Genomic DNA, 12,277 nt, shown 5'->3' on the forward strand with positions numbered 1-12,277 from the left:
TGCTACTCCAAGTACGGGCAGCGAACTTCATCGGGTTTTTTCAAAAGGTTTGTCGAAGGTGATGGCCGGGTTCTGCCAGGGCCCCTTGACGCTGTATTGCACGCTGGCGAAACGCGCCACGCGATCACCCAGCAGCTTGTCGACCACGAACAGCGCACCGCCCACCGCCGGTGCGCCGACGATCAGCGCAGCCAGTGGCAGGTTGTTGGTGACCGGCAGGGTCACCAGTAGCTTGGCATCGATCTGGTCGCGCGCCATGTCCAGAGTGCCATTCAGTTCCAGACCGCTGGACGGCCCCTCCATCTTGATCGGCTCGCGGGTGACGAACACCCCATCGGTGGCCACCAGCAGGCCCTTGAGCTTGTCATAACTGAGGCCCTTGCCGAGCAGATCGGAGAAGTCCAGGCGCAGGCGGCGACTGATCGAGTTGAAATTGAGCAAACCGAACACCCGCAGCGCCGATGCCGAGCCCTTGACCTCGACAAACTGGCCCTTACGCAAGCTGGCATCCATGCGACCACTGAAACGCTTGAGACTGAGCCAGGCCGGCGAGCCAGGCCAGCGGCCATCGACATCCAGACGGAAGCGTTCGCTGGTGACAGTCGGAGCAAAATTCCAGGCCAGCAGTACGTCGGCCAGGTTCTTGCCCTCCATGCGTCCCTTGTACCAACTACTGCTGGCGCCCGGCGCGCCCTCCCAGCCCGCAGCGCCATTGACCTGCAAGCCCTTGAGCTGCAGCGACAGCTCATTGAAACGCACCCCCTGGGCTGTCGGGCGCGCTTTCAACGACCAGGCGCCGAGCAGCTGATCGCCCTGCAATACACGGGCGATGCGCACATCCAGGGCCGGGAACTGCCGCGGATCGACCGCTGCCAGGGCGTCCGGCTTGTCTATCACGGTCGAGCTCGGCGGCTCGGCCGGGGGAAAGCTCAGGCGAGCCAGGTTGACGTCGATTGGCGCGCCGGTGGCATCCGGCAGGTTGATCTGCCCCTCCAGCAGCGCGCTGGCCAGGTCGAGCTGCCAACCCTGACCGCTGCGCGCCAGCTTGACCGCAAGATTATCGACCTGGGTACCGAAGCCACTGAAGCGATCGACCTGCAAGTCGGCGCCACGCAGGAATTGCAAGTTGCCGGTCGCGCCCGGCGTACCGCCATACTGCTTGCCCAGCGTTTGCCAGGCGGACCAGTCCAGCTCACTGAGGCGCCCGGCAACGCGCAAGCCTGGAGCAGCGGGCAGGCTGGCCGCGCCACCACCCAGGCGCAGCTCGCCGCGCCCCTGCAACACCTGCCCCGGTGCCGCGGCAAAGGCCAGACTGGCCTGTCCGGCGTAATCCAGCCAGTAACGCCGCTCATTGCCCTGCAGGGTCATGCGCCAGACCGCTTCGCGACTATCGCCGGCGACCTTGCCGAAAGGTGCCGGCAGGTCGATGGCCAGGCCCTTGAGGTTGGAGCTGATACGCAACTGGCTGTCGGCACCGTCCAGGCTCAGGCTCAGGGCATAGGGCAGCTGGCCACTCAGCGGCAGTGCCTGGGTCACGCCCAGCCAGTTGCTCAGGGTCGCTAGTTGCACCTGGCCGTTGGCCTCGATCCGCGTGCGCGCCTTGCCCCGCGCGCCACTGGCAATCGCCCGCCCGCGCAGTGCATGACCCAGGGCCTGGGCACGAATGTCCGGGGCACTCAGGCCGGTGGCCGTATCGAAACGGAAGGCACCCTTGATCTGGCTCAGATCCAGCGCCGGCGTGCTCAGTTGCAGGCGCGCACCCTCAGTGGCGAAATCCACCTGCACCCTGGGCGGCTGGCCTTGCGCCAGGGGAATGTCGAGCTTGAGCTTGCCGCTCAACGGTCCTTCACCGCGCCAGCCGGTAAAGGTATCTGCGGTACCCAGCGGCGCCTCCTGGAGAATCTTCAGGGCATCCACCACGCTGCTCTGCACCTGCCCCTGCACGTCCAGGCGTGGCACCCGCCCCGGCCCGACCTGCGGAATATCAACGCTGACCGCCGTAAGCCGGCTATCCAGCAGACGCCCTTCCGGGACCCGCACGCGCACGCCACTGTCCTCGATCAGCACCTCGCCACGCGCCTCGCGCAGCACCGGCCAGCCTGGCTGGAAGGCCAGTTCGGCATCATGCACGCGGAAATACAGGCTGATGCTGCGCGCGGCGGCATCGGCGCCCTTGAGCAGTGAGCCCTGGTATTGGAAATAGCCCTCATCGACCTTGCCGGCACGAATGGCAGTATTCAACCACTCGCTGAGCTTGGTGCTCATGCCTGGGGAACGGGTCGGCAGGTACTTGCCGGTGAACTGCGCATCGCCATTGCGAATGCCCACGCGCAGATCCATATAGTCTTCTTCGGCCGGGTCCTTGCGCAGGCGCACGAGGAAGTCACCGGCCACTGCACCCTCCTCGCCCACCACCTGCAGATAGGGGCTGCGCAGGGTCAACCCGGCGCTATCGTAATGCCAGAGCAACTGCGCGCCAGCCGTGCGATAACGCCACATGGCCGGAAACAGCTGATCGAAATGCAGGCCGAAGTTCTCGCTGGCCAGGCGGCCGTCGCCATCGGTGAGATTGCCGCTGACGCTACCGCTGGCATTCTCCACCGCCGGAATGCCACGCCACGGGCTGATACCGACCTGCGCCAGGTTCAGTGAATACTGCAGGCGATCGGCACTCGTCAGCTGCGGACGATAGGTCAGCTGGATATTGCTCAGCACCCCCTGCGGGCGCAGGGCCTGCAACGCCTCGGCCGCCTGTTCGGGCAGCGGCGCCAGGGCGCTCACCACCGGGCCGAGCGGGGCCAGATCGAGACGGTCGGCGCTCAGCGTCCATTGCGCCTCGCGCCCCTCTGTCGCGCTCTGCTGGCGCAGCGCCAGCTGTACCTCGCCCCAGCGGGTCTCGCCCAGGCTCAAGGCCAGGGAGTCGAGCAGCAGGTCGAAACCAGTTTCCGTGCGGGTGAAAAAGGCGCTCAGCGCCAAGTCCTGCACCTTGACCGCCTTGCGCTGGGCATAGCCGCCGCTCAGTTCGGGGGCATGCAGGCGCGCCACGGCGCGTTGCACCTGGCCGTCGTGCCAGTCCAGCCAGAATTCGCCACCAGCCTGCAGTTTTTCCAGGCGCCAGGCCTGCGTCAGGCCTTTCGGCAGCCAGCGCGCCCAATCACTCTGCGGCAGGCTGAGGTACAACTCGGCCTGGCTGTTCTGCCACTCCGTGGGCTGCAGGCGGGTACGCAGGCGCAGGGCCAGCGGCTGGCCATCGGGCAGCAGCAGACGAGCGTCGATGCGCTGGCGCTGCACGCCGCTGCGCAGGGTCAGGTTGGCGTAGGTGAAGCTCAGGGGGGGCTGCTCGAAGGGTTCGAGGGTCAGCTGGCTGTCCAGCAGCGACAGGGTGCTGATGCGCTGCAGGCCCTGCAGGAGCTGTTGCGGATCGGCTTTCTGCGCACCCGCGGTACGCACTGGCAGGCCCTCGACGCTCCAGGCGCCCTGCTCATCCTCGCGCAGACTGAGCTGCAGGCCATCCAGTTCTAGGTTGGCGATATGCAACTGCCGGCTCAGCAGACTCTGCAGCACATCGGGCACCACCCGCACCTGATCCAGACGAATACTGCTAGTGCCACTGCCCAGCTGCACATCGTGGGCAAACAGCAGCGGTGCCAGGCCACTCCAGCGCCCTTCCAGGCTGCCGATGCTCAGCGGCATGCCGAGCGCGGTCTGGGCCTTGCTCTGCACCTCGTCGCGGTACTCGGCCACCAACGGTATCAGTTCGCGGCCAAGGCTGGCGTACAGCGCTGCCAGCACCAGACCCAGGGCGCAGAGCCCGAGGGCCGTGCGCAACAGGGAAACAAGCAGGCGCGCCAGCCGACTCATGCAGGACTATCCAGGCGGATTCGGGTCATTTCAGAGCAGCACCACATCGTATTGCTCCTGGGAGTACATGCTTTCTACCTGGAACTTGATGGTGCGGCCGATAAAGGCTTCGAGATCGGCAACATTGGCCGACTCCTCGTCGAGCAGGCAGTCGACCACTTTCTGGTTGGCCAGTACCCGGTAACCCTCGGCCTGGTAGGCGCGCGCCTCGCGGAGGATCTCGCGGAAGATCTCGTAGCAGATGGTTTCCGGGGTCTTCAGCTTGCCACGCCCCTGACAATTGCTGCAGGACTCACACAGCACCTGTTCAAGGCTCTCGCGGGTGCGCTTGCGGGTCATTTGCACCAGGCCCAGCTCGGTAATGCCGATGATGTTGGTCTTGGCGTGGTCACGCTCCAGCTGCTTTTCCAGGGTACGCAGCACCTGGCGCTGGTGCTCTTCATCTTCCATGTCGATGAAGTCGATGATGATGATTCCGCCGATGTTGCGCAGGCGCAGCTGGCGGGCAATCGCGGTGGCGGCCTCGAGATTGGTCTTGAAGATGGTCTCTTCGAGGGTGCGATGGCCGACGAAGGCCCCGGTGTTGACGTCGATGGTGGTCATCGCCTCGGCCGGGTCGACCACCAGGTAACCGCCGGACTTGAGCGGTACCTTGCGTTCCAGGGCACGCTGGATCTCGTCCTCGACGCCGTACAGGTCGAAGATCGGTCGCTCGCCCGGGTAGTGTTCCAGGCGATCGGATATCTCCGGCATCAGCTCATCGACGAACTGGGTGATCTTCTGGAAGGTCTCGCGCGAGTCGATGCGGATCTTTTCGATCTTCGGATTGACCAGGTCGCGCAGGGTACGCAGGGCCAGGGACAGGTCCTCGTAGATCACCGAAGGCGTCTTGGCGCTCTGCATCTGCCCGGCGACCTGCTCCCACAAACGGCGCAGGTAGCGGATATCGGCGAGGATCTCGTCGGCGCTGGCCCCCTCGGCGGCAGTGCGCAGGATAAAACCGCCGGCTTCCTCGATGCCCTCGGCCGCCACACAGTCGGTGACCACCTGCTTGAGGCGCTCGCGCTCGGCCTCTTCCTCAATCTTCAGCGAGATGCCGACATGCGCAGTGCGCGGCATATACACCAGGTAGCGCGAAGGAATCGATAGATGGGTGGTCAGCCGCGCGCCCTTGGTGCCGATCGGATCCTTGGTCACCTGCACCACCAGGCTCTGCCCCTCGTGCACCAGGGCGCTGATGCTTTCCACCGCGCTGCCTTCACGGGTGGATATCTCGGCCGCATGAATGAAGGCCGCGCGATCCAGGCCGATGTCGATAAAGGCCGCCTGCATGCCTGGCAGCACGCGCACCACCTTGCCCTTATAGATGTTGCCGACAATGCCGCGGCGCTGGGTGCGCTCGACATGCACTTCCTGCAGCACACCGTTTTCCACCACCGCCACGCGCGATTCCATCGGCGTGATGTTGATCAGGATCTCTTCGCTCATGCATCCCACTCTGCGCGATGAAGCTGCCGGCCATGGGCCACATGCCGAACCGGCAGCTTCTTAACTGTTGACCGGCAGTGGCTGCCAGCACGGAATTGCGAATTCGTTGAGTAACTGTGCGGTCTCGCACAAGGGCAAACCGACCACCGCCGAGTAACTGCCCTGCACCTGGCTGACGAACACCGCCGCCAAGCCTTGAATACCATAACCGCCTGCTTTGTCGCAGGGCTCCCCGGTGGCCCAGTAGGCCTCAGCCTCGCCAGGCCGCAGGGCACGGAAACTGACCCGACTGGTCACTACCTGCACGGCACTGCGCGCAGGGCTGACCAGCGCCACGGCGGTCAGCACCTGGTGCTCGCGCCCGGACAGAGCCGCCAGCATAGCCAGCGCCTCGGCGCGATCCTGCGGCTTGCCGAGGATCTGCCCGTCGAGCACCACGGCGGTATCCGCCCCCAGCACCACAGCATCGCCGCAATCGCCCAGGCTGGCCAGCCCGGCGCGCGCTTTATCCAGCGCCAGGCGCTCTACATAGCCAGGTGCAGCCTCGCCAGGCAATGCGGTTTCATCGATAGAGGCGCTTAACGTGACGAAGGGCACACCGATCTGCGCCAGCAGTTCGCGGCGTCGCGGGGAACCTGAGGCCAGGTAGAGGGTGGCCATGCAGACATCTCCCTGTCGAGGAATGGCAGTCGTCGGCACAGCGGCCGACGCCGATTCAGTGAACGCCGAAGCGCTGTTGCAGCCCACGCAGGATGGCGAACACCCAGGGCCAGAGCAAGGCGCTGACCAGCGCCGGGAAGACGAATTCGAGGGTCGGCTGGCGGTTGCCGGTCAGCGCATTCAGCCACAGATGCACCAGCTGGGCCAGACCGAACACCACCAGCAGCACCAGACTCTGCTGCCACATGGGGAACATGCGCAAACGCCGCTGCAGCGACAGCACGAGGAACACGATCAGGGTCAGGACCAGGGCATTGAGCCCCAGCAGCGAGCCATTCAGCACATCGGCCAGCAGACCGAAGACCCAGGCCGAGACCATACCCAGGCGGTGTGGCACGGAAAGCGCCCAGTAGGAGAGAAACAGCGCCAGCCACAGCGGGCGGCCGATGGCCATGAAATCCGGCATGGGCGCCACGCTGAGCAACAGGGCAAACGCCAGGCTGGCCCAGATTACCCAACCGTGAGCGGAACGTGTCGCCACCATCAGTTGGCCTCCTGACTATCGGCTGGCGCTACTGGCGAAGCGGCTTCCACCGCAGGCAGCGCTGGAGCTGGCGTCACCGCTGGCGCGTCTGGCGCTGCCGGTGTGGGCGTTGCTGCCTCAGGCACGGCCGGCGCCTGGCTATCGGCTTGCTGCTGGGCCTCGGCGGCAGCGGTGGCGCGTTCTTCAGCGCTGCGCCGATCGACATCCACCAGCAGCATGTGGCGACTGCGATTCAGCGCCGCAGTCGGCACAGCCCGCACGATGGCGAATGGTTGGCCGGAGTCGTGAATCACTTCGCTGACCATGGCAACCGGGTAACCAGCCGGGAAACGCTGGCCCATGCCGGAGCTGACCAGCAGATCACCCACCTTGATGTCGGCGGTATCAGCCACATGGCGCAATTCCAGACGCTCCGGGTTACCGCTGCCGGCGGCAATGGCGCGCAGGCCATTGCGATTGACCTGCACCGGAATGCTGTGACTGGTATCGGTGAGCAGCAGCACCCGCGCCGCGTAAGGCATGACCTCGACCACCTGGCCCATCAGGCCACGGGCGTCGAGCACCGGCTGGCCGAGGAACACGCCGTCCTGCTCGCCCTTGTCGATCAGGATGCGATGGGTGAAGGGGTTAGGGTCAATGCCGATCAGCTCGGTGGCAATCACCTTTTCCTCCACCAAAGCGGAAGAGTTGAGCAGCTCGCGCAGGCGCACGTTCTGCTCGGTCAGAGCGGCGAGCTTCTGCACCCGGCGCTGCAGCAGGAGCATTTCTGCTTTGAGCTTCTCGTTCTCGGCAACCAGTTCGTTGCGACTGCTGAGCTCCTGGGTCGCCGCTTCCCACAGGGTCACCGGCAGGCGGCCGACCCAGAACACCGGCTCGACCAGCAAGCCCAGCTGCGCCCGCAACGGCTTGAGGACGGTGAAGCGCGCATCCACCACCATCAGCACAGCCGACAGCACGACCAGCACAAGCAGTCGTACGCCCAGCGATGGACCTTTGGCGAATAGCGGTTTGATGGCGAATCCCCTAGAACCTGTTGATGACCGACATCGCGTCGATCATGCCGCATGGATACAGCCTGCTGCGCAGTCTAGCGCCCCAACTGGGGTGACAGGGCTGACGCGGCGCACACACCCATACCGCACAAAATCGAAAGCCGGAAGAACAGGCTTCCGGCTTCGGCTCACGTCGTCAGGATCACTCCGAAGAGAGCAGATCCATCGAGTGACGATCCATCATCTCCAGCGCCTTGCCGCCACCACGGGCCACGCAGGTAAGCGGGTCTTCGGCAACGATCACCGGCAGGCCGGTTTCCTGCGACAGCAGCTTGTCCAGATCGCGCAGCAGCGCGCCACCACCAGTCAGCACCAGGCCACGCTCGGCGATGTCAGATGCCAGTTCCGGCGGCGACTGCTCCAGGGCGCTTTTGACCGCCTGGACGATGGTCGCCAGGGATTCCTGCAGGGCTTCCAGAACCTCGTTGGAGTTGAGGGTGAAGCTGCGCGGTACGCCTTCGGCCAGGTTACGGCCACGCACGTCGACTTCGCGCACTTCGCCACCGGCGTAGGCGGTGCCGATTTCCTGCTTGATCCGCTCGGCGGTGGATTCACCGATCAGCGAACCGTAGTTGCGACGCACGTAGGTGATGATGGCTTCGTCGAAACGGTCGCCGCCGACACGCACGGATTCGGCGTAGACCACGCCATTCAGCGAGATCAGCGCGATTTCGGTGGTACCACCGCCGATATCGACGACCATCGAACCGCGAGCCTCTTCAACCGGCAGGCCGGCACCGATGGCAGCAGCCATCGGCTCTTCGATCAGGAACACTTCACGCGCACCAGCACCGAGGGCCGATTCGCGAATGGCGCGGCGCTCGACCTGGGTCGATTTGCACGGCACGCAGATCAGTACCCGCGGCGATGGCTGCAGGAAGCTGTTTTCGTGAACCTTGTTGATGAAGTACTGCAGCATCTTCTCGCAGACGCTGAAGTCGGCGATCACGCCGTCTTTCATCGGACGAATGGCGGAAATGTTGCCCGGGGTGCGACCCAGCATGCGCTTGGCCTCGGTACCGACGGCGACCACGCTCTTCTGGTTGTTGCCGCTAGTACGGATGGCAACCACGGACGGCTCGTTCAGCACAATGCCGCGATCGCGGACATAAATCAGGGTATTGGCAGTGCCCAGGTCGATCGACAGATCGCTGGAAAACATGCCACGCAGTTTCTTGAACATTGGGGATAACCCTAGGCAGAGCGTGGAGAAAACGCTGGGTAAAAAAGTGCGGCAAACTCTATCAATGACCAGCCTTTTGGGCAAGGCGCGTGATGTGCTAAATTGCCTGCTTTTCCGGGCTTTACGGCCCACAATTCGCGGCTTTCGACCGCAACACGCGGTATCCGTTCCCCGCCCGTATTCGCCCGGCCACCCGGCCAGCCCCTGGAGACTCCCGATGGCGCTTGAACGCTCCGACGTGGAAAAGATCGCCCATCTCGCCCGCCTGGGCCTGAATGAGGCCGAAGTTCCACGAACCACCGAGACCCTCAACAATATTCTCGGCCTGATCGACGCCATGCAGGCCGTCGATACCGATGATATCGAGCCGCTGGCCCACCCGCTGGAAGCCACCCAGCGCCTGCGTGCCGACCTGGTTACCGAACGCAACCAGCGCGAAGCCTACCAGGCCATCGCCCCGGCCGTGGAAAACGGCCTGTACCTCGTGCCGAAAGTCATCGAATAAAAGGAAAGGGTTTCCCATGCATCAACTGACCCTCGCAGAGATCGCCCAAGGCCTCGCCGGCAAGCAGTTCTCTTCCGAAGAGTTGACCCGCGCCCTGCTGACGCGCATCCAGCAGCTCGACCCGCAGCTCAACAGCTTCATCAGCATCACCGAAGACCTGGCGCTGGAACAAGCCAAGGCCGCTGACGCCCGCCGCGCCGCCGGCGAGAACGGTGCCCTGCTCGGCGCACCGATCGGCCACAAGGACCTGTTCTGCACCCAGAACATCCTCACCAGCTGCGGCTCGAAAATCCTCAGCGGCTTCAAGGCCCCTTACAACGCCACCGTGGTCGAGAAGCTCGCCGCAGCCGGCACTGTGACCCTGGGCAAGCTGAACATGGACGAGTTCGCCATGGGCTCGGCCAACGAATCCAGCCATTACGGCGCGGTGAAGAACCCCTGGGACCTGACCCGCGTACCGGGCGGTTCCTCTGGCGGCTCCGCTGCAGCCGTCGCCGCCCGCCTGCTGCCGGCCGCCACCGGCACCGACACCGGCGGCTCGATCCGTCAGCCCGCCGCGCTGACCAACCTCACCGGGATCAAGCCGACCTACGGTCGCGTCTCGCGCTGGGGCATGATCGCCTACGCCTCCAGCCTCGACCAGGGTGGCCCGCTGGCGCGCACCGCCGAGGACTGTGCACTGCTGCTCGGCGGCATGGCCGGTTTCGACGCCAAGGACTCAACCTGCGTCGATCAGCCGGCAGATGACTACCTGGCCGCGCTGAACCAGCCGCTCGCCGGTCTGCGTATCGGTCTGCCGAAGGAATACTTCGGTACCGGCCTCGACAGCCGCATCGCCGACAAAGTGCTGGCCGTGGTTGAAGAGCTGAAAAAGCTCGGCGCCACCGTCAAGGACATCAGCCTGCCGAACATGCAGCACGCCATCCCGGCCTACTACGTGATCGCCCCGGCAGAAGCCAGCTCCAACCTGTCGCGTTTCGACGGCGTACGCTTCGGCTACCGCTGCGAGAACCCGGTCAATCTCGAAGACCTGTATAAGCGCTCGCGCGGTGAAGGCTTCGGCGCGGAAGTGAAGCGCCGCATCATGGTCGGCACCTACGCGCTGTCCGCCGGTTACTACGACGCCTACTACCTGAAGGCACAGAAAATCCGCCGCCTGATCAAGAACGACTTCGTCGCCGCTTTCAACGACGTCGACGTGATCCTCGGCCCAACCACGCCGAACCTGGCCTGGAAGATCGGCGCGAAGAACAACGACCCGGTCGCCGAATACCTGGAAGACATCTACACCATCACCGCCAACCTGGCCGGTATCCCCGGCCTGTCCATGCCCGCCGGCTTCGTCGACGGTCTGCCGGTTGGCGTGCAACTGCTTGCGCCCTACTTCCAGGAAGGTCGCCTGCTGAATGTCGCCCATCAGTACCAACAGGTCACTGACTGGCACAAACAAGCACCGACCGGCTTCTGAGGACAGTACATATGCAATGGGAAACCGTGATCGGGCTGGAAATCCACGCCCAGCTCAGCACCCAATCGAAGATCTTCTCGGCCAGCGCCACCACCTTCGGCGCCGAGCCCAACACCCAGGCCAGCCTGGTTGACCTCGGCATGCCCGGCACCCTGCCGGTGCTCAACGCCGAAGCGGTACGTATGGCCTGCAAGTTCGGCCTGGCGATCGACGCGCATATCGCGCCGCAGAACATCTTTGCCCGTAAGAACTACTTCTACCCGGACCTGCCCAAGGGCTACCAGACCAGCCAGATGGATCACCCCATCGTCGGCAAGGGCTTCCTCGACATCACCCTGGAAGACGGCACCACCAAGCGCATCGGCATCACCCGCGCGCACCTGGAAGAAGACGCCGGCAAGAGCCTGCACGAAGACTTCCACGGCATGAGCGGCATCGACCTGAACCGCGCCGGCACGCCGCTGCTGGAAATCGTTTCCGAGCCGGACATCCGCTCGGCCAAGGAAGCGGTGGCCTACGTCAAGGCGATCCACGCCCTGGTGCGCTACCTGGGCATCTGCGACGGCAACATGGCCGAAGGTTCGCTGCGCTGCGACTGCAACGTCTCGGTGCGGCCGAAAGGCCAGGCCGAGTTCGGCACCCGCGCCGAGATCAAGAACGTAAACTCGTTCCGCTTCATCGAAAAAGCCATCAACCACGAAGTGCAACGGCAGATCGAACTGATCGAAGACGGTGGCAAGGTGGTGCAGGAAACCCGCCTGTACGACCCGAACAAGGACCAGACGCGTTCCATGCGCAGCAAGGAGGAAGCCAACGACTACCGTTACTTCCCCTGCCCCGACCTGCTGCCGGTGGTGATCGAGCAGAGCTTCCTCGACGAAGTGCGCGCCAGCCTGCCGGAGCTGCCGGTGCAGAAGCGCGAGCGCTTCGAGGCGCAGTTCGGCCTGTCCGCATACGACGCCACGGTGCTGGCCGCCAGCCGCGAACTGGCCGACTACTTCGAGGCGGTCAACGCCGTGTGTGGCGATGCCAAGCTGGCCGCCAACTGGGTGATGGGCGAGTTATCCAGCCTGCTCAACAAGGACAACCTGGAGATCGAGCAATCGCCGGTCTCCGCCGCGCAACTGGGCGGCATGATCCTGCGCATCAAGGACAACACCATCAGCGGCAAGATCGCCAAGATGGTGTTTGAGGCGCTGGCCGCTGGTGAAGGCGCGAGCGCCGATGAAGTGATCGAGAAGAAAGGCCTCAAGCAGGTCACCGACTCCGGCGCCATCGAAAGCATGCTGGACGAAGTGCTGGCGGCCAATGCCGAGCAGGTCGAACAGTACCGCGCCAGCGACGAAGCCAAGCGCGGCAAGATGTTCGGCTTCTTCGTCGGCCAGGCGATGAAGGCCTCGAAAGGCAAGGCAAACCCGGGCCAGGTCAACGAGCTGTTGAAGAAGAAGCTCGAAGGCTGAGGCCTCACCGCAGTAAACACGACGCCGGGCTTGCCCGGCGTCATTGCATTCGCAGG

Annotated in this window: 9 protein-coding genes; 3 read left to right on the forward strand and 6 right to left on the reverse strand. The window is 64.4% G+C overall.

All coding sequences use genetic code 11. From position 1 onward, the window contains the following. Positions 1–27: 27 nt before the first annotated feature. The 6 genes from H3H45_RS13695 to mreB form a co-directional block, all read right to left on the reverse strand. Positions 28–3,861 carry a YhdP family protein gene (locus tag H3H45_RS13695; RefSeq protein WP_182834293.1) on the reverse strand — a complete coding sequence of 1,278 codons (3,834 nt, stop codon included), beginning with the start codon at positions 3,859–3,861 and terminating at the stop codon, positions 28–30. A 30-nt stretch (positions 3,862–3,891) separates the two neighbouring features. Further along, positions 3,892–5,349 (reverse strand): ribonuclease G, encoded by a 1,458-nt coding sequence (gene rng / locus H3H45_RS13700; RefSeq protein WP_182834294.1) that lies wholly within the window; start codon positions 5,347–5,349, stop codon positions 3,892–3,894. Positions 5,350–5,409: 60 nt separating this feature from the next. Continuing rightward, complete coding sequence (locus tag H3H45_RS13705) at positions 5,410–6,009, reverse strand: Maf family protein (RefSeq protein WP_182834295.1); 600 nt, start codon at positions 6,007–6,009, stop codon at positions 5,410–5,412. Between the two features lie 55 nt (positions 6,010–6,064). Further along, the gene (gene mreD / locus H3H45_RS13710; RefSeq protein WP_182834296.1) at positions 6,065–6,553 is read right to left on the reverse strand and encodes a rod shape-determining protein MreD; all 489 of its coding nucleotides are present in this window, start codon (positions 6,551–6,553) and stop codon (positions 6,065–6,067) included. Further along, on the reverse strand, positions 6,553–7,566 hold the full coding sequence (gene mreC / locus H3H45_RS13715) for a rod shape-determining protein MreC (protein ID WP_182834551.1): 1,014 nt from the start codon (positions 7,564–7,566) through the stop codon (positions 6,553–6,555). Before mreC ends, mreD begins: the two co-directional genes overlap by 1 nt. Before the next feature lie 181 nt (positions 7,567–7,747). Further along, entirely contained in the window at positions 7,748–8,788 is a 1,041-nt protein-coding gene (gene mreB / locus H3H45_RS13720; protein WP_182834297.1) for a rod shape-determining protein MreB, read from the reverse strand. 217 nt (positions 8,789–9,005) lie between these two features. On the opposite strand from mreB, the gene gatC reads away from it, so the two are divergent. Genes gatC through gatB form a run of 3 tightly spaced genes read left to right on the forward strand, consistent with a single transcriptional unit; the run spans position 9,006 to position 12,221 of the window. Continuing rightward, positions 9,006–9,293, forward strand: coding sequence for an Asp-tRNA(Asn)/Glu-tRNA(Gln) amidotransferase subunit GatC (gatC, locus tag H3H45_RS13725; RefSeq protein WP_182834298.1), 288 nt, complete (start codon positions 9,006–9,008; stop codon positions 9,291–9,293). A gap of 16 nt (positions 9,294–9,309) precedes the next feature. Next, the gene (gatA, locus tag H3H45_RS13730) at positions 9,310–10,761 is read left to right on the forward strand and encodes an Asp-tRNA(Asn)/Glu-tRNA(Gln) amidotransferase subunit GatA (protein ID WP_182834299.1); all 1,452 of its coding nucleotides are present in this window, start codon (positions 9,310–9,312) and stop codon (positions 10,759–10,761) included. 11 nt (positions 10,762–10,772) lie between these two features. Then, the gene (gene gatB, locus H3H45_RS13735; RefSeq protein ID WP_182834300.1) at positions 10,773–12,221 is read left to right on the forward strand and encodes an Asp-tRNA(Asn)/Glu-tRNA(Gln) amidotransferase subunit GatB; all 1,449 of its coding nucleotides are present in this window, start codon (positions 10,773–10,775) and stop codon (positions 12,219–12,221) included. The last annotated feature ends 56 nt before the right edge of the window (positions 12,222–12,277 follow it).

It is taken from the genome of Aquipseudomonas guryensis, assembly GCF_014164785.1.
In the GTDB taxonomy this organism is placed as follows: Bacteria; Pseudomonadota; Gammaproteobacteria; order Pseudomonadales; family Pseudomonadaceae; genus Aquipseudomonas; species Aquipseudomonas guryensis.

Coding starts and splice junctions, on each gene's coding strand:
- gatB (WP_182834300.1), top strand. CDS start 10,773: ATGCAATGGGAAACCGTGATCGGGCTGGAAATCCACGCCCAGCTCAGC.
- H3H45_RS13705 (WP_182834295.1), bottom strand. CDS start 6,009: ATGGCCACCCTCTACCTGGCCTCAGGTTCCCCGCGACGCCGCGAACTG.
- rng (WP_182834294.1), bottom strand. CDS start 5,349: ATGAGCGAAGAGATCCTGATCAACATCACGCCGATGGAATCGCGCGTG.
- mreD (WP_182834296.1), bottom strand. CDS start 6,553: ATGGTGGCGACACGTTCCGCTCACGGTTGGGTAATCTGGGCCAGCCTG.
- H3H45_RS13695 (WP_182834293.1), bottom strand. CDS start 3,861: ATGAGTCGGCTGGCGCGCCTGCTTGTTTCCCTGTTGCGCACGGCCCTC.
- gatC (WP_182834298.1), top strand. CDS start 9,006: ATGGCGCTTGAACGCTCCGACGTGGAAAAGATCGCCCATCTCGCCCGC.
- mreB (WP_182834297.1), bottom strand. CDS start 8,788: ATGTTCAAGAAACTGCGTGGCATGTTTTCCAGCGATCTGTCGATCGAC.
- gatA (WP_182834299.1), top strand. CDS start 9,310: ATGCATCAACTGACCCTCGCAGAGATCGCCCAAGGCCTCGCCGGCAAG.